The sequence below is a fragment of the Pseudomonas sp. GNP014 genome (assembly GCF_054344005.1).
Window position 1 is genome coordinate 3,800,164 of the sequence record NZ_JBTGUS010000001.1, and the last position, 17,489, is coordinate 3,817,652.

The window sequence follows — 17,489 nt, forward strand, 5'->3', positions numbered from 1 at the left end:
CGTTATGGTCTATGCAAATCCCCTTTGCAGGACTCGTCATGAAGCTTTCCCGTTTCCTACGCACCGCGCTGACTGCTGCGCTGTTCGTCTCGCCACTGTCTTACGCTGCCGAACCTCTGGTCCTGCATGTCGGCGACCAGAATTACTACAACATCCGCGCCTCGATAGAAGCGTCCGGCGTGTTGAAAGGTGCGCCTTACAGCGTTGACTGGAAACATTTCCAGGCCGCCGCGCCGCTCGCCGAGGCCTTGCAGACCGGGTCGCTGGACCTCGGGTTTCTGGGGGATTCGGGCTTTCTGTTTCTGGCCGCGAAACAGGCGCCGGTGAAGCTGATCGGCGTTTCGCGGCAGAACCCCGACACCATCGCGCTGCTCGTGCCAAAGGATTCACCGGTACACACCATCGCTGATCTAAAAGGCAAGAAGGTCGCCTATTGGCCTGGCGCCTGGAGCCAGCAATTGACCCTGCGTGCGCTGGAGCAGGGCGGCTTGCCGGAAAACTACGTCGATTTCGTCAAACTGATGCCCATTGATGCCGCTGCCGCTTTGCCACAGGGCAGCATCGACGCCTTCCCGGTGTGGGAACCGTACATTTCGCAACAGATTGTATTTTCCGGTGCGCGGCCGATTCTGACCGCGAAAAACCTGATGCCGGGCTTGAGTGCCATCGCCGCGTCTGCCCCTTCAATCGACAGCAAGCGCGAAGCGATCGCCGATTTTCTCGGGCGTTTGAAGCAGGCGCGGGCCTGGGTCGACAGCCACACCGATGAGTACGCCGATCTGTGGGCGAAGAAAGCCAATCTCGATCAGGCGGTTTCACGGCACTGGTTGCGTCAGGCGCACATGAGCGTCGGTCCGGTCGATCAGCAGGCAGCCGCCGATCTGCAAAGCACCGCGGACTTTCTGTTCAAGGTCAAGGCGCTGCCGGCACCGCTGGCCACTGCCGGGATCATCGACACATCCTTTCAGCAGGCGCTGACGCATTGAAACGAGCCGCGCGACCAAACCCGGCTCGCACTGCCGGGCATTTGGGGCTGGATCGGGGATCATGACGCCCACTGAGGATGTGACTGGAAGATGTGACCCGGTTGGCATTTTGTATCGGGCGCGACACACAGGGCTCATCTATGCTGAACGGGTCGACCGACTCATCGCCTGCGAGGCGTCCTCCCATGCTGGCCATCGCCGATATTTGCCGGATTGTCGAATCCGGCTTTCCTGCGTTGAAGTGCGATTGCGTTCCCACTGCGCAGGGCCTGCTGCAGATCAAGGTGTATGAACCGGACAGCGGCCGTGTCGAACTGCTACTCAATGGTGTGTCCCCGGAACATCTCGTGACGATCCGCGACCTGTCCAACTTCATCGGCGAGTTGCGCACGGAAATGAGCGCCGGGCGCCGGGCGTTCGCCGGTTAAACCTTCATAAACGCCGTTGAAATGCCTGCACGATGCGCAGCGTCGCGTCACTGGTGCTGAGGTTCTGCACGGCGTCCAGCGGATGCCAGATGCAATCGATGATTTCGTTTTGCGGGCGCAACCGTTCGATATTCGTCACTGACGCTTCGTAGACGTGATGCTGGGTGCTGCCGCTGTGCAGTTCCATGACATACAACATGTCGTCAGCATCCAGTCCGGTTTCTTCCTGCAATTCGCGCGTGGCAGCTTCTGCCCGGGTTTCCCCTGGCTCGACTTTGCCCCCGGGCAATGTCCAGCGGCAGCGGGGCTTGCGTACCAGGAGCACATGGCGGTCCTGTTCGCAAATGACGGTGGCGCGTACTTTCATCTGTTACCTGTTTTGGGGCTGAAATAAAAATGAAACTAAACTGCAATATTTGAGCCGGGCCCGGTTTTAAAGGTTCCGTCGGACGTTGGATACACGTTTTGCGCGAAAAGTGCCTGTACCTTGACAGGCAAATGTCGCGACGCCCGGTCGGCCTCTCGTACGGATCAGGGTGTAAGGTGAGCCGGTGAAGCTGGATCCACTGTTAGCGAAAAGGGAGGTACCCCATGAGCACTCCAATGTTGAACAGGATGCACATGAACGGTTACGACGTGCTCAGCGTGAACAACGGTCCGTGGCGGGTGTGCACGCAAGGCGATCGGCTGGCGTCATTTGGCAGCAAAGAGGAAGCGCTGGCGTATGCCGCTGCACTGCCCGGCTACAAAAAACGCGCGGTGCGTGTGCAGAGTCACACGGCCAGTTGAAGCGTGAGTAATGAAAGAGCCCCGGTTTGCCGGGGCTTTTGTTTGCGGGGGCAGACGAGCGGTGTCAGTGCACTTTGGTTCGGCTGATGGCGCGGGCCTTCACTTCCTTGGCATACAGTTGCAACCGCTCCTCATCGCTTTGCAGGACCTCGCAGGATCTCAGTACCGTTTGCGCGTCCGCCTCGTTGCCGGATTTGCGCAACAGTTCAGCGATGCGCTTGAGGTCAACTGCCGACCAGCGCAGATCCGATGCAACGCTTTGCAGGTCGCGCTGAAGTTCGTGTTCGTATTCATTGAGCCGCATGATCACCTCCAGAACATTCTCGGTAAAACAGAGTAGTCGCATTTCTTGTCTGTGGGGCAAGGCCCGCCTGCCATTGGACTGATGGATGTAAAAAATTGTCCAAACGCCATCGCGGGCGCAGTGCCACGATGGATGTGTACCCGGTTACACGTTACATTCACTTTTTTTCAGAACAGGGATACACCATGCGGATATGGATCGGGGGGTTGGCGTTGGCCATGTTGGCGGGTTGTTCGTTGCCGGCATCGCTGGTGCCGGGAGAGCCGAATATCAGCAAGACCAGTGCCAAGCCCCCCAAGGACTATGCCGCGTGCGTATTACCGTTGTGGCAACAGGATGTCGCCAAGACCGCGCAGACTTCGATATCCAATGGTTATCGCATCACCGCGCCCAGCGTGATCACGGCCGACGAGATTCTCGATATCGTCAAGTACAAGGACGGCAGCCGGGTTTCGTTGTATCAGGGGCCGCCGTGGGCCAAGTCCGGATCGTTGCGCAAATCGGTGCGCGATTGCCTTTAAGGGCATTTCGGGTGCAAAAAAAGCAGAAACCGTATCAACGGTTTCTGCTTTTTTTTCGCCTGTCGGAATGCGCATCCAGGGCTATGACCAAAACTCATGGCCCCATGATTTTTAATGGTTACAGGCACCGCCAGCCCCGGTGTTAAAAAATCGCAAACACAGCTCATCAATAACAACCAGAGAGCGTTTGCAGCCATGCCCCTTTTCTCCCGCCGCACCTCCCCACGCCTGTTATTGAGCGCACCGGCCATTCGGCCCGTGTGAGCGATCGACCATCCCTCGTAGCGCAAAAGAGTAATGACTGATGAAAGAACTCGACCTGTACATCGGTGAAGGTTTCGAAGGCCCGGGCGTGAACGCCGCGCACATCAATATCCTGATCGGCCCGCGCAACGGCCCGGCCGGGCAGGCGTTTGCCAACAGCCTCGCGTCGCCGAGCCAGGGCCATTGCCCGTTCATGGTGATCGCCCAGCCGAACATCCCGGTCAAGCCGATGACTCTGTATGTGAACAAGGCTGCAATCAGCAGCGACTTGCACGGCAACGCCACCTGGGGCGCGTCGCAGGCCGGGATTGCCAAAGCCGTGCTTGAAGCGCTGCTCGACGGCACCTTGCCGCCGGAAGCCGAAGACGAGTGGGCGATCGTTACCGCCAACTGGGTCAATCCGGCCTGCGACGACCTCGATGCGGTCTATTTGAACAACTACAACGCCTGCCGCACCGCGATCCGCGCCGCCCTGACCGGCAAGCCGGAAACCGCGCAACTGGCCGATGTGGTCAACCACATCAGCAATCCTTTCTACACGCCAAAAGCCTGAGGTCCGCGCCATGCAATACATTCGTTTGGGCAACTCCGGCCTGCAAGTTTCCCGCCTGTGCCTGGGCACGATGAACATGGGCACGCCAGACTGGAAGCCGTGGATCTTCAATGAAAAACAGAGCGAACCGATCGTCGCTCATGCACTGGATAACGGGGTGAATTTCATTGATCTGGCGGACTTCTATTCTGCCGGGGTCGGCGAAGAAGTGGTCGGGCGCATCGTCAAGCGCCTGGCCCGCCGCGAGGACCTGGTAATCACCACCAAGGTCGGCTACGGCACCCGCAGCGGGATCAACGCCAGCGGCCATTCGCGCAAACACATCATGGACAGCATCGACGCCTCGCTGAAGCGTCTGGACATGGATTACGTCGACGTGTTCATGCTGCATTACTTCGATGTCAACACCCCGGTCGAAGAGACCATGGGCGCACTGAACGACATCGTGCGTTCCGGCAAGGCGCGTTACATCGGCGTGTCGACCATGCTCACCGGGCAACTGGCGAAGATCCTCATGGCTTGCGAACGCAATGGCTGGGTCAAGCCGATCAACATGCAGTTGCAGCTGAACTGCGCCTACCGCGAAGAAGAGCGCGAGATGATTCCGTTCTGTCGCGACCAGGGCATCGGTGTCTCGGTGTTCAGCCCGTTGGCCCGTGGCCTGCTGACCGGCGACGTGCAATCGACCCGCAACCAGACCGACTTCTTCACTCAGCAGATGTACAGCGATGAAGCCTCGTTCGAAATCGCCCATTCGGTACAGCGCGTGGCACGCGCCCGTGGCGTGTCGAATGCGCAGATCGCCCAGGCATGGGTGGCCAGTCATCCGGGGGTCGATTGCATGCTGGTCGGTGCCGACACCACGGCGCAATTCGACAGTGCTTTGGCTGCGCTGGAGACCAGACTGGATGCCGATGAGCTGCACGAACTGGAGCGCAATTACACCCCGTGCGACGTGATCAACGATTACACCGCCGGTAAACGTATCCTGCGCACGGCGCGTCCGGGCCTTGAGCGTTTCACTTTGCAGGGGGCGGTGGCATGAGCGCGTTGATTCGTCACGGCAACTTCATCGCTGGCCAGTGGGGGCAGGGCGGGGAGACCTATGCGGTGCGTAACCCGGCCAACGGCGAGCTGATTGCCGACGTGCAGAAAGCTGGCGCCGAGGAGACCGGTCTGGCCATCGAAGCCGCCAACCGTGCATTGCCGATGTGGCGCGGACTTACTGCCAAGGAACGCAGTCAACGACTCAAACGCTGGAGCGATCTGATGCTCGCCCACCAGAAGGACCTGGCCACGCTGCTCAGTCGCGAACAAGGCAAGCCGCTGGCCGAGGCGATGGGCGAAGTGGTCTACGCGGCGAGTTTTCTCGAGTGGTTCGGCGAGGAAGCCAAGCGTGCCTACGGCGACGTGATCCCGAGCCACAAGGCGGATGCGCGGATCATCGTGGTCAAGGAAGCCATCGGTGTGGTCGCCGCGATCACCCCGTGGAATTTCCCCCTGGCGATGGTCACCCGCAAGGTCGGCCCGGCGTTGGCGGCGGGTTGCACGATGATTCTCAAACCGTCGGAAGAGACGCCGCTGTCGGCGTTTGCCCTCGCGGTGCTGGCCGAACAGGCGGGGATTCCGGCGGGCGTGTTCAACATCGTGTCCGGCGATGCGGTGGCGATTGGCGGTGCGCTGCAAGCCTCAAGCATCGTGCGCAAACTGTCGTTCACTGGCTCGACACGCACCGGCAAGCTGCTGATGCGTCAGGCTGCCGACACCCTGAAAAAAGTCTCGCTGGAGCTGGGTGGCAACGCGCCGTTCATTGTCTTCGACGATGCCGATCTGGACGCCGCGGTCAAAGGCGCGATGGCCTCGAAATTCCGCAACACCGGGCAGACTTGTGTGTGCGTGAATCGCTTCTTCATTCAGGACAGCGTCTACGAAGCCTTCACCGGCAAGCTTGCCGAAGCGGTTGCGGCGATGCGCGTCGGCAGTGCGCTGGATGGTGAAACCGAGCAAGGCCCGCTGATCAACAGCGCCGCGCTGGCCAAGGTCGAAAGCCATGTCAGCGATGCGCTGGAGAAGGGCGCCACACTGCTGTGCGGCGGTCGTCGTCATGCACTCGGCGGGACCTTCTATGAGCCGACCATCCTCACTGAGGTCAGCGGCGACATGCTGATCGCCCAGGACGAAACCTTCGGCCCGGTGGCTGCGTGCTTCCGCTTCAAGGATGAGGCCGAGGTGCTGGCGCGGGCCAACGACACGCCATTCGGTTTGTCGGCGTACTTCTACAGCCGCGATATCGGCCGGGTCTGGCGCATGGCCGAAGGCCTGGAGGCCGGGATGGTCGGAATCAACGAAGGGATCATTTCCACGGAAGTCGCGCCATTCGGCGGCATCAAGGAATCGGGCCTTGGACGCGAGGGTTCGAAGTACGGTCTGGATGACTATCTGGAGATCAAATACCTGTTGATGGGTGGCCTCTGACCCAACGCAAAACCTCTGTAGGAGTGAGCCTGTTCCGACGATAGCGGTGGGTCAGTGACCCGCCAACATCGCGAGCAGGCTCACTCCTACAGATAAAGCAAGCGCAATCCGTTTCTCCGTCAATAACAACAATTGGAGACGAACATGTCCGCTCAATCGGTAAAAATCGACGACCTGCCCATCGGCCGGTTTCATATCAAGATCGCCGGGCTGACCTTCGGCGCGCACTTCACCGACGGCTACATCCTTGGCCTGATCGGCATCGCGTTCACCTTGCTCAGCCCGCAGATGCAGCTGGATGCGTTCTGGCAGGGCCTGATCGGCGCGTCGGCGTTGATCGGGCTGTTTCTCGGCAGTCTGTTTTTCGGCTGGATTTCGGACAAGGTCGGCCGGCAGAAGATTTTTCTCGTCAGCTTCGTGCTCATTACCCTCGCTTCGGTGATGCAGTTCTACGTCGAATCCGCCATGAGTCTGTTCCTTTGCCGGGTGTTGATCGGCATTGGTCTGGGCGGTGATTTCAGCGTCGGCCACGCCATGCTCGCCGAGTTCTCGCCGAAGAAACATCGCGGTGTGTTGCTTGGCTCGTTCAGCGTGATCTGGACCTTCGGTTATGTCGCCGCCACGTTCGTTGGCACGGCGATGCTCAGCCTTGGCGATGACGCCTGGCGCTGGATGCTCGCGTCGTCAGCGATCCCGGCGGCACTGATTCTGATTGCGCGCATCGGCACGCCGGAATCGCCGCGCTGGCTGGTCAATCAGGGGCGCATTGCCGAGGCGCGGGCGATTGTCAAAAAGCATCTGGGCGACAATGTCGAACTGGACGAAACGCGCACCACGCAAACCCGTTCCGGCTACGCGGTGCTGTTCAGCCGTGAGTACCGCAAACGCACGGCGTTCAACTGCCTGTTCTTCGTCTGCATCGTGATGCCGTACTTCGCGATCTACACCTTTCTGCCGTCGATCCTGCAGAAGATGGGCCTGGCCGAAGGCTTCGGTACTGAGCTGATGTTGAACATGCTGCTGATCCTCGGCGCGCTGATCGGCATCTGGTGCACGATCAAATTCAGCCGGCGCGGCTTCCTGATCAATTCGTTCATCATCCTCGCGGTGGCGCTGTTTCTGCTGGCGGTGCTGCCGGGCAGTGCGGCATGGCTGATGGTGCTGGTGTTCGGCGTGTTCACCCTGGTGCTGTCGGCGGTGAGTAATCTGGTCGGGGTGTTCCCGGCAGAAAGCTTCCCGACCGAAGTACGCGCCAGTGGCATTGGCCTGGCGACGGCGGTCAGTCGCCTGGGCTCGGCGGTCAGCACCTTTCTGCTACCGGTGAGCGTGGCGGGGATCGGCCTGAGCCCGACCATGGGTATTCTTGCGGCGATCCTGGCGCTTGGCGCGTGGCTGTCATGGGCGTGGGCACCGGAGACCAAGTCGCTGACGCTGAGTCAGGCGTGCAAGGCGCAGAGTCCGGTGGAGGGGAGTGCCATCGCGGTGGCCAAAGTGGCCACCCCGATCTGACGGTCTGCCACAAAAAGCTGTGGGAGCGGGCTTGCTCGCGAAAGCGTCAGGTCAGTCGAACGCAATGTCGACTGACCCACTGCCTTCGCGAGCAGGCCCGCTCCCACGTTGGATCTTTGGTGGGTCAGGGGTTACTGACCATACTCAACCAATCGGTAAACAGCTTCACTTTCGACAGGCCTTGCTTGTCATTCGCCACATCCAGCCAATAACCATAAGGGCCGATCACTTCAATCGGGGTGATCGGCAACAGGCTGCCGTTGGCCAGTTCCTTTTCGATCATCTGGCGGTCGATCACCGCCAGTCCACCGCCGGCCAGTGCGGTGTGAATCACCTGGTCCAGAGTGCTGAATTCCAGTCCCTGTGCGGCATCAATGTCATCGCGGCCCATGGCTGCCAGCCAGTTTTCCCAGACCTTCAAGCGTTTGCCGTCGTGGAGGATGTGCAGCAGCGGGAACGCTTGCAGATCCGGTGGCTGCTCGGCCGTGAACAACTCCGGGCTGGCCACGGCAATATGCCGCTCCATCACCAGCAACTGACTGACGCAGTGAGGCGCTGCCGCGAGGCCGAAGCGGATGTGGCAATCGACTTCCGTGAGGCTGTCGTGGCCGATCTGGTTGGTCACGCTGAGGTTGATGTCCGGGTAGCGCTGACAGAACGCGCGCAGGTGCGGCGACAGCCAGCGGGTGGCCCAGGTCGGCGGCGCGAGCACTTTCAAGCGTTGGCGCAGATTCGGCACGCGCACCGCTTGCAGAGAACGTTCGATGTGGTCGAAGGCTTCGGCCAGATGAGGTTTGAGGTTGCTGCCGGCTTCGGTCAGCGACAGGCCTTGCGGGGTGCGCACGAACAGCGCGACGCCGAGATAGTCTTCAAGCTGTTTGATTTGGCGGCTGACGGCGCCTTGGGTGACGTTCAGGCTCAGCGCGGCCTGACTGAAACTGCGATGCCGCGCGACTTCTTCGAACACGCGCAGAGTGTTGAGCGAGGGCAGTTGACGCATGGAGATGGAACTCCGATCCGGTGGCCCGGTTTATTGTTGTTTTGCAGGTTTTTCCTTTGGGCGTATCTGACTATTGGTGGAGGGCGGATGCAAGTGTTGTTTACACGCACGCCATCGCGAGCAGGCTCACGCCTGCATCTGGATCCGTGCACGGACCACTGTAGGCGTGAGCCTGCTCGCGACAGCTATGTCATGAACACCAACGCATCAGGATCAGAAGTAGTAACCGACGTTCACATACAACTGGTTTTCCCACTGATCCAGCCCCCCCGCGCCCAGGCTTTGGGTGTAACTGCTGCCACCGATGTACGGATCGTTTCGGCCGAACAACCACTCGGTCGCCACCCACAATTTGCTCACTGAAAACGAGCTGCCGAGGATCATCCGCTCAGAGGTCTTGAAGCCGCTGGCAGATTTGTCGAAGGCGCTGTAGTTGGCGTAGAGCTTGATCCCGCTGACCTGATCGAACAGGTATTTACCACCCACGTCATAGCTCAGATCGGCGACGTACAGATTGCCGCGACTAGCCACGTTGTAGGTGCCGTCGTAGCCGCCGAGGGTCACCACTTCATCGCTGCCGGGATTGCGCGGCGACATCTGCTGGCGCGCCGCCTGCAACTGCACGCCCCACGGGCCGTTCTTGCCCAGATAGTGAATGGCCACGGCGTTGCGCCGGCCATCGTTGTCGGTGTCCTTGTTTTCCAGGGTCGAGGTCAGGCCGGAAATCCCCACTTCTGATTTCCATGGGCCCAGATCCAGTGCTTTTGCCACGCGCAGCACCACCGTGTTGCGTTCCTGGTTGTCGCTGCCGTCGGCGACGTAGCTGTCGGCCCCGGACACCACGCTGGAATAGGTGACGCCCTTGCTGGTGCCTTTGCCTTGCCACGCCGGGCGCAGGTAGTAACCGCCCTGGATGTTCCAGTCACCGCTTTGCTGGATGTATTTGGCGCCGATCTGTTGCACGTCTTCCAGGCCGATGACGTTGCCCAGGGTTTCGTAGAAGGTGCTGCCGAAGTACGGCTGCAAGCCGAACGGCACGGTGTTCAGGCCGACCTGCACTTGTTGGTCCGGGTTGAACTTGTAGCCAGCCCAGGCGAACTTGGCGAACTGAATATCACCGTAGTTTTTCGTGTACTGGTAAGGGTAGGAGCGACCGTAGAAGCGGTACTGCGCCTCACCGATCCAGCTGTCGGAATTGTATTTGGCGCTGAGGAATACGGTGTCTAGGCCGAACTTCTGAATGTCGCGATCCGGGTCCACGTCCCAGCGCGCGCGAACGGCGCCGCCAAGATCAAGGTTGTCGGTGACTTGTACCGCCATCGCCGGAGCGGCAACGCTGCAGAACAGAACGATGGAGGTGGTGCGCAGGCGCAAAGAGACAGGGAAGGGCATGGAGCGGCTCTCGATTGTTTTTATTAGAGATGTCGCGCAGTTTTGCCCTCCGCCGGAGGTTGAACAAACGATAAAAACGATGCGCAAACCTGCATCGAATGCATGTTACTCAGAAAATCCTGTAGGACAGTCCGGCACAGTCGTGGGATGCTTTGCGCCTTGTCAGTGGTTTTCGAGTGCCTTGATATGAAACGCAAAATGCCCGGTCTGAACGCGCTAAAGGCGTTCGAAGTGGCCGGCAGCACCGGCAGCTTCACCCGCGCCGCCGAGTTGCTTAACGTCACCCAGAGTGCGGTCAGCCGTCAGGTGCGGCAGCTGGAGGAACAGCTCGGCGAAAGCCTGCTGGAACGCCGCCACCATCATCTGGAGCTGACGGCCGCCGGCAAGGTCCTGCTGCGGGCGTTGCACCAGTCGTTCGACAAGATCGAACTGACGGTGCGCAGCATTCAGCAGAAAACCCATTCCAACCGGCTGCACATCAACGCACCTCCGACCTTCACCAGTCGCTGGCTGATGCCGCGCCTGGGACGCTTGCGCGAGCAGCACCCGGAGCTGGAACTGAGCATCACCACGCGTTTGCAGGACAGCCTGGCGGAAACCAGCACCCTCGATTGCGCGATCCGTTTTGGCGACGGTGAGTGGGACGGCCTCGACAGTTCGCTGCTGATTCAGGAGCGGCACATCGCGGTGTGCGCACCGTCGCTGTATGCCCGCGAGGGCGGCGAGCAGGGCATCGACCTCAATCGCCTGACGCTGCTGCATGTGCTGGCCAAGGAAGATCAGCGTTACCTGACCTGGAAGCATTGGCTGGACGCGGCGCGCATCAGTGGCGTCGATACCCAGGGCGGCTACGAGTTCGACCTGCTGGACCTGGCGATTCAGGCTGCCACCGACGGGCTGGGCATCACCATTGCCGACTGGCACATGGTCGCGGCGGAACTGGCCAGCGGGCAGTTGACCCAGGTGCTGAATGTGCACGTGGAAGGGCATCAGTCCTACTGGTTGGTGACCCGGCCGGAGCAGACCGAGATGCCGCAGTTGCAGGTGTTTGCGCAATGGCTGCAAGCGGAAATCTGGCTGGCGCAGCGCCAATTAGAGCCTTCGACCGCAGCTTCCTGACACACCACAGGCCTTTTGTAGGCGTGAGCCTGCAGGGATTTGTGCTGATGCGAGGGTAACCTGCATTTTTCGAATGTTTGCCCGCCCTTTAAATCGTTTGTTCAACCCGCCACCGATGACAAGACTGGTGGCACTGATAAAAACAAACGATGGGCGATGCACATGCGAATCGAGCGAAATTTTGTTAACGGCCAGTTTGTCGAACCTGCCAGCGCGGCGTTGATCGCGGTCTACAACCCGGCCACCGAAGCGTTGCTCGGCCATGTGTCGGCGGCAACCACCGAAGAAGCCACCGCAGCCGTCGATGCTGCGGCGACCGCACAAAAAGTCTGGGGCAAACTGACCAGTATCGAGCGCGCCGAACACTTGCGCGCCTTCGCCGCCGCGCTTGAGGAGCGTGCCGAATCCATCGGCGCCGCCCTGGCCGCTGAATCCGGTAAAAGTCTCAGCGACGCGAGCAACGAAGCGCGCTATGCCGCGCAAATCACCCGTTACCACGCCGAGTGGGCCCGGCGCATCGAAGGCGAGATCATTCCCAGTGACAGCCCCGACGAAAACCTGTTTCTGCACCGCGAGCCGATCGGCGTCGTCGCGTGCCTGATTCCGTTCAACTACCCGGTCTACACCTTGCTACGCAAGATTGCCCCGGCGCTGATTGCCGGCAACACGGTGGTGGTGCGCCCGAGCAACAACACCCCGACCTCGGCATTCGAAATCGCCCGAGCCGTGCAGCAGTCGGGCATGCCGGCCGGTGTGATCAATATCCTGACCATGGATCACGCCACCGCTGCCACGGTGTGCACGCATAAAGCTGTTGGCCTGATCACCTTGACCGGCAGCGTCAACGCCGGGCGCATTGTCCTCGACTACTGCAAGGCCAACATCGCCAAGCCGTCGCTGGAATTGGGCGGAAAGACCCCGGCCATCATCGAAGCCGATGCTGACCTCGAAGCCGCCGCCAGCGCGATCATCGCCTCCAAGACCACCCACTGCGGGCAGTTATGCACGGCGGTGGAGCGGGTCTACGTGCAGGAAAGTGTCCACGACCGATTCCTCGCGCTGCTCAAGGCCAAAATCGCCGAGGTCAAGTTCGGCGACCGCGCCACGGATGCCAGCCTGATGGGGCCGCTGGTCAACGCCAGTTCGCAGCAGAACATCCACGCCATGGTTGAGCGCGCCATCACCGCCGGCGCCGTGCTCGAAAGCGGCGGCGTGCTGCCGCAAGGTCCCGGACATTTCTATCCGCCGACCCTGCTCAGCGGGTGCCGCCAGGACATGGAAATCGTTCAGGAAGAAATCTTTGGCCCGGTGCTGCCAGTGCTCAAATACCGCGACATCGACGAAGCGCTGGCCCTGGCCAACGACCACCAGTTCGGCCTGGCGTCGGTGCTCTACACCGAGAACTACCGCACCGCGCAGAAAGTCGCCAACGCCATCGAGGCGGGCGAGTTGTACGTCAACCGCACCCCGGCTGACCCGTATCAGGGCTATCACGCCGGCTGGAAACGCTCGGGCCTGGGCGGCGATGACGGCAAGCACGGGATGCTCGAATTCACCCAGACCCGACTCGTGGTCATGAAGTACTAGAAAAGCAGCTGCTAGCTGCGAGCTTCAAGCTGCCAGTAAGGGCAAACGGTGACGGGCTTTGGCTTGCCGCGTGTAGCTTGAAACTCGCAGCTGATTTTATCTAATAAAAACAATTATCAGGGGCGCCCGGAGCACGGGTTGCCCGAGGTCACTTCAATGTCCAAGCATGCATCCTCTGCTGCCGCTGTTCAGGGTTCCAACTCGGCTGTGAAAAGCCAGAGCGACAAGGGAAGTCGCTATTTCCAATTGATGTTGCTGGTGCTGGCCGCCGGCGCGATCTACCCGATTCTGTACCTGCGTCAGGTCTACCAGACCACGATGCTCGAAGTGTTCCAGATCAGCCACAGTGAACTGGGCTATCTGTACTCGATGCTCGGCACGATTTTTCTCCTCAGTTATTTGCCCAGCGGCTGGCTGGCGGATCGCATTGCACCGCGCTTTCTGATTTTCTTCTCGCTGGTGGCGACCGGGGCGCTGGGCCTGTGGTATTCGACGGCGCCTTCGTTGACCGGGCTGATGATCATCTTCGGTTGCTGGGGCCTGACCACCGGTTTGACCTTCTGGGCCTCGGTCCTCAAACGGGTGAAGATGATTGCGCACCATACCGAGCAAGGGCGCTTCTTCGGCATCCTTGATGGTGGGCGCGGTCTGGTCGAGGCGCTGCTGGCGACGGTTGCGCTGGCGCTGTTCGCCTTCGCCACCGAAACCCGCGGTGAGTCGACTGCCGAAGGCTTCAGGCACGTGGTCTATCTCTACGCCTTCACCTGTATCGCCATCGGCTGTGTGCTGGTGCTGATCAAGGATCCGAAGTCGATGGCGGACACGCCGCCGGTGGAGAAGGGCAAGTTCAATCTGCTCACGGATCTGGCGACGCTGGTGAAGATTCCCGAGCTGTGGCTGGTCACTGCAATTGTGTTCTGCGGCTATCACATCTTCTGGGCCACCTACAGTTTCTCGGACTACCTGCAAGGCAGCGGCCTGACCGCTGTCATGGCTGGCACCATCACCACCATCAAGCTGTGGATGCGGCCCATCGGCGGCATCGGTGGCGGCTGGCTGGGGGACAAGTTCTCGAACATCTCGGTGCTGATCGTCGCGCTGTTACTGGCGAGTCTGGCGATCGTCGGCCTGATCGTTTTTCCGGCACTCAACAGCATGGGGCTGCTGATCGCCACGGTGATTTTCATCGGCCTGATGACCTACGCGATTCGCGGTCTGTACTGGGCGATCCTTGACAGCTGCAACATTCCGCTGCGCATCACCGGCCTGGCCATCGGCATTGTCTCGGTGGTCGGCTACATGCCGGATGCCTTCATTCCGTTGATCAACGGCTACCTCACCGAGCACTTCCCCGGCGCCCTCGGCTACCAGCTGTACTTCGGCTACATCGCCGCCATCGGTCTGATCGGCACCCTGGCTGCCGTGGCCCTGCGCGCCCGAATCAATCGCAAAACTTCAAATAATGCAGGTGCCTGACATGAAAATCATCGCCCTTGAAACCCATATCGTCGCCGTACCGCCACCGCACGTTGGCGGCATGTACTGGCTGTTCGTCAAGCTCAAGACCGACTGCGGCATCGAAGGCGTGGGCGAGATCTACGCCGCGACCTTCGGCCCGAAAGCCATGCTGCCGATCATCGAAGACGTGTTCGAACGCTATCTGCTCAACCAGGATCCGCACCATATCGAACGCTTCTTCCGTCAGGCCTATTCCAGCGGTTTCACCCAGCGTCCCGACTTGACCATGATGGGGGTGGTCAGTGGTCTGGAAATGGCCTGCTGGGACATCATCGGCAAAGCGGCGAACAAACCGGTTTACGAATTGCTCGGCGGCAAGGTCAACGAGCGTCTGCGCTCCTACACCTACCTGTACCCGGTCAACAGCCGTGGCGAATACGACTACGACGACCCGGACCTGGCGGCCGAGTGCGCCGTCGAGAACATGAACAAAGGCTTCACCGCGCTGAAGTTCGATCCGGCCGGCCCGTACACCGCGTACTCCGGGCATCAGATTTCGCTGGAAGTGCTGGAGCGCTGCGAAACCTTCTGCCGCAAGATCCGCGAAGCAGTGGGCAATAAGTGCGACCTGCTGTTCGGGACTCACGGGCAGATGGTGCCGTCGTCGGCGATTCGTCTGGCCAAGCGCCTGGAGAAGTACGATCCGCTGTGGTTCGAAGAACCGGTGCCTCCAGGCCAGGAAGAAGCCATGGCGCAAGTCGCGGCGAAGACCAGCATCCCGATTGCGACCGGTGAGCGCCTGACCACCAAGTACGAATTCTTCAAGCTGTTGCAGGCCGGCGGTGCGTCGATTCTGCAGATGAACGTGGCGCGCTGCGGTGGTCTGCTCGAAGCCAAGAAAATCGCCAGCATGGCCGAGGCCTACTACGCGCAGATCGCCCCGCATTTGTACAACGGGCCGATTGGCGCAGCGGCGAGTTTCCAGCTGGCGACCTGCACCCCGAACTTCCTGATTCAGGAAAGCATCGAGACCTGGGGCGGCTTCCACGCCGAGGTACTGACCAAGCCGTTGCAGTGGGAGGACGGCTACATCATTCCGTCCACCGAGCCGGGCCTGGGCGTCGAGCTGAACATGGAGGTGGTACGCAAGCACTCGCCGTACACCGGCGAGCGCCTGCACCTGCAAATGGCACCTGTGCCAGTTGACGTGAAAGACACATCGCCTGCGCGTGGCTGACACCGTCCCTTTAGGCGTGGGCCTGCTCGCGATAGCGGTGGGTCATCCTCTGAAAGTGGTGACTGATACGACGCCATCGCGAGCAGGCTCGCGCCTACTGGCGATCGCAGTGTCTATTCCGATTTTTGTACAACGACTTACGCGGTAACCGTGCATGACATACGACTACATCATCGCTGGCGCAGGCGCCGCTGGCTGCGTGTTGGCCAATCGGCTCTCGGCCTCCGGGCAATACACGGTGCTGCTGCTGGAAGCGGGCGGCAAAGACAGCTCGCTGTGGTTCAGGATCCCGGTCGGCTTCGCCAAAATGTATTACAACCCGACCTTCAACTGGATGTACTACAGCCAGCCGCAGAAGCAACTGGGCAATCGCGAAATCTACGCCCCGCGCGGCAAGGTGCAGGGTGGTTCCGGCTCGATCAACGCGATGATTTACGTGCGTGGCCAGGCCCACGATTTCGACGATTGGGCGGCCAGCGGCAACGACGGCTGGGGCTTCAAGGACGTGCTGCCGTACTTTCGCAAACTGGAAAATCACCCGCTGGGCGATAGCGAATACCACGGCGGCAGCGGTCCGATCAGCATCACCCCGATGAAGGGCCAGACCCACCCGATCTGCGATGTGTTTCTTGAAGGCTGCTCGCAGCTCGGCTATCCGCGCAGCGACGATTTCAACGGGGCGAAATTCGAGGGTGCAGGTCTTTACGACGTCAACACCAAAAACGGCCAGCGCTGTTCCAGCAGCTTCGCTCATCTGCATCCGGCACTGAGCCGGCCGAACCTGACTGTCGAGCATTACGCTCTGGTGGATCGTGTGCTGTTTGACGCAGCACAGCAGCGCGCCAGCGGTATCTCGATTACCCAGCACGGGGTGGTGCGCACGTTTACTGCGCGCAAGGAAGTGATCCTCTGTGCGGGCGCGGTCGATACGCCGAAGATCCTGCAGTTGTCCGGCGTGGCCGATCGCGAGCTGCTCGCCAGGCACCAGATTCCGCTGGTCAAACACCTGCCAGCGGTGGGCCGCAACCTGCAGGATCACCTGTGCGTCAGCTACTACTACAAGGCCAATATCCCGACGTTGAACGATGAACTGAGTTCGCTGTTCGGCCAGCTAAAGCTCGGCCTCAAATACCTGCTCACCCGCAAGGGCGCGCTGGCGATGAGCGTCAATCAGGCCGGCGGATTTTTCCGTGGCGACCAGCAGCAGGCACATCCCAACCTGCAGTTGTACTTCAACCCGCTGTCGTACCAGATCCCGAAAAACAACAAGGCCAGCCTCAAGCCGGAGCCGTATTCAGGCTTCCTGCTGTGCTTCAATCCGTGCCGGCCTACCAGTCGCGGGCACGTCGAAATCGCCTCGAAAAATCCACGGGATGCGGCGTTGATCGACCCGAACTACCTGAGCACACAAAAGGACATTGATGAGGTGATCCAGGGCAGTCGCCTGATGCGCAAGATCATGAACGCCCCGGCGCTTAGGAGCATCACCGTCGATGAAGTCTTGCCGGGGCCAGCGGTGGAAACCGATGAGCAGATGTTGCAGTACTTTCGCGACAACTGTGGCTCGATCTATCACCTGTGCGGGTCCTGTGCGATGGGGACGGACGAGCAGACGTCGGTGGTCGACAAGCGCCTGAAAGTGCATGGTTTCGCAGGGTTGCGGGTCGTCGATGCGTCAATTTTCCCGAATGTGACATCGGGCAATACCCATGCGGCGGTGCTGATGGTCGCGGAGAAGGGCGCGGATCTGATTCTGCAGGATGCGCAGGTTTAGCGGCTGGCGTAATGCGCTGTGACAGATCGCGGCGAGGGACTTTTTCAGCGTGCACTAGGCTTTGATTGCCGGTCACTTATCGGGCCGGCAAGT

At 60.4% G+C, this 17,489-nt stretch carries 17 protein-coding genes; 13 read left to right on the forward strand and 4 right to left on the reverse strand.

Going from position 1 to position 17,489, the window contains the following annotated elements; translation table 11 throughout:
* The first annotated feature begins 38 nt into the window (after window positions 1–38).
* Together ACXX9E_RS17145 and ACXX9E_RS17150 are read left to right on the forward strand one after the other, a co-directional pair.
* Window positions 39–986, forward strand: coding sequence for an ABC transporter substrate-binding protein (locus ACXX9E_RS17145; RefSeq protein WP_128615803.1), 948 nt, complete (start codon window positions 39–41; stop codon window positions 984–986).
* 185 nt (window positions 987–1,171) lie between these two features.
* Complete coding sequence (locus ACXX9E_RS17150) at window positions 1,172–1,414, forward strand: DUF1652 domain-containing protein (RefSeq protein WP_123467841.1); 243 nt, start codon at window positions 1,172–1,174, stop codon at window positions 1,412–1,414.
* A gap of 4 nt (window positions 1,415–1,418) precedes the next feature.
* On the opposite strand, the gene ACXX9E_RS17155 is transcribed toward ACXX9E_RS17150, so the two are convergent.
* On the reverse strand, window positions 1,419–1,781 hold the full coding sequence (locus ACXX9E_RS17155; protein WP_123467843.1) for an NUDIX hydrolase: 363 nt from the start codon (window positions 1,779–1,781) through the stop codon (window positions 1,419–1,421).
* A 224-nt stretch (window positions 1,782–2,005) separates the two neighbouring features.
* Between ACXX9E_RS17155 and ACXX9E_RS17160 the strand changes: the two genes are divergently transcribed.
* Window positions 2,006–2,203: a DUF2188 domain-containing protein gene (locus tag ACXX9E_RS17160; protein WP_123467845.1), complete on the forward strand. Its 198-nt coding sequence runs from the start codon at window positions 2,006–2,008 to the stop codon at window positions 2,201–2,203.
* Between the two features lie 64 nt (window positions 2,204–2,267).
* Here ACXX9E_RS17160 and ACXX9E_RS17165 read toward each other — a convergent pair whose 3' ends face one another.
* Window positions 2,268–2,507 (reverse strand): hypothetical protein, encoded by a 240-nt coding sequence (locus ACXX9E_RS17165; protein WP_123467847.1) that lies wholly within the window; start codon window positions 2,505–2,507, stop codon window positions 2,268–2,270.
* 185 nt (window positions 2,508–2,692) lie between these two features.
* Between ACXX9E_RS17165 and ACXX9E_RS17170 the strand changes: the two genes are divergently transcribed.
* From ACXX9E_RS17170 to ACXX9E_RS17190, 5 genes are all read left to right on the forward strand, one after another.
* Window positions 2,693–3,028 (forward strand): hypothetical protein, encoded by a 336-nt coding sequence (locus ACXX9E_RS17170; RefSeq protein WP_128615806.1) that lies wholly within the window; start codon window positions 2,693–2,695, stop codon window positions 3,026–3,028.
* A 304-nt stretch (window positions 3,029–3,332) separates the two neighbouring features.
* The gene (gene fae, locus ACXX9E_RS17175) at window positions 3,333–3,845 is read left to right on the forward strand and encodes a formaldehyde-activating enzyme (RefSeq protein WP_008043405.1); all 513 of its coding nucleotides are present in this window, start codon (window positions 3,333–3,335) and stop codon (window positions 3,843–3,845) included.
* Between the two features lie 10 nt (window positions 3,846–3,855).
* The gene (locus ACXX9E_RS17180) at window positions 3,856–4,890 is read left to right on the forward strand and encodes an aldo/keto reductase (RefSeq protein ID WP_128615807.1); all 1,035 of its coding nucleotides are present in this window, start codon (window positions 3,856–3,858) and stop codon (window positions 4,888–4,890) included.
* On the forward strand, window positions 4,887–6,320 hold the full coding sequence (locus ACXX9E_RS17185) for an NAD-dependent succinate-semialdehyde dehydrogenase (protein WP_458555778.1): 1,434 nt from the start codon (window positions 4,887–4,889) through the stop codon (window positions 6,318–6,320). Before ACXX9E_RS17180 ends, ACXX9E_RS17185 begins: the two co-directional genes overlap by 4 nt.
* Before the next feature lie 144 nt (window positions 6,321–6,464).
* Window positions 6,465–7,829, forward strand: a complete 1,365-nt coding sequence (locus tag ACXX9E_RS17190; protein ID WP_222833136.1) for an MFS transporter — start codon at window positions 6,465–6,467, stop codon at window positions 7,827–7,829.
* Window positions 7,830–7,953: 124 nt separating this feature from the next.
* Here the strand turns inward: ACXX9E_RS17190 and ACXX9E_RS17195 are convergent, their stop codons facing one another.
* Both ACXX9E_RS17195 and ACXX9E_RS17200 read right to left on the reverse strand, forming a co-directional pair.
* A complete protein-coding gene (locus tag ACXX9E_RS17195) occupies window positions 7,954–8,829 on the reverse strand; it encodes a LysR substrate-binding domain-containing protein (protein WP_458555779.1) in 876 nt (291 codons plus the stop codon).
* Between the two features lie 213 nt (window positions 8,830–9,042).
* Complete coding sequence (locus tag ACXX9E_RS17200) at window positions 9,043–10,221, reverse strand: hypothetical protein (protein WP_186747209.1); 1,179 nt, start codon at window positions 10,219–10,221, stop codon at window positions 9,043–9,045.
* 186 nt (window positions 10,222–10,407) lie between these two features.
* On the opposite strand from ACXX9E_RS17200, the gene ACXX9E_RS17205 reads away from it, so the two are divergent.
* From ACXX9E_RS17205 to ACXX9E_RS17225, 5 genes are all read left to right on the forward strand, one after another.
* Window positions 10,408–11,340: a LysR substrate-binding domain-containing protein gene (locus ACXX9E_RS17205; RefSeq protein WP_123467863.1), complete on the forward strand. Its 933-nt coding sequence runs from the start codon at window positions 10,408–10,410 to the stop codon at window positions 11,338–11,340.
* Window positions 11,341–11,502: 162 nt separating this feature from the next.
* Window positions 11,503–12,927: an aldehyde dehydrogenase gene (aldA, locus tag ACXX9E_RS17210; protein WP_458556589.1), complete on the forward strand. Its 1,425-nt coding sequence runs from the start codon at window positions 11,503–11,505 to the stop codon at window positions 12,925–12,927.
* A gap of 156 nt (window positions 12,928–13,083) precedes the next feature.
* Window positions 13,084–14,403, forward strand: coding sequence for an MFS transporter (locus ACXX9E_RS17215; RefSeq protein ID WP_458555780.1), 1,320 nt, complete (start codon window positions 13,084–13,086; stop codon window positions 14,401–14,403).
* Between the two features lies 1 nt (window position 14,404).
* Window positions 14,405–15,622: a mandelate racemase/muconate lactonizing enzyme family protein gene (locus tag ACXX9E_RS17220; protein WP_222833132.1), complete on the forward strand. Its 1,218-nt coding sequence runs from the start codon at window positions 14,405–14,407 to the stop codon at window positions 15,620–15,622.
* A gap of 154 nt (window positions 15,623–15,776) precedes the next feature.
* On the forward strand, window positions 15,777–17,396 hold the full coding sequence (locus ACXX9E_RS17225) for a GMC family oxidoreductase (RefSeq protein ID WP_447807995.1): 1,620 nt from the start codon (window positions 15,777–15,779) through the stop codon (window positions 17,394–17,396).
* Window positions 17,397–17,489 lie beyond the last annotated feature (93 nt).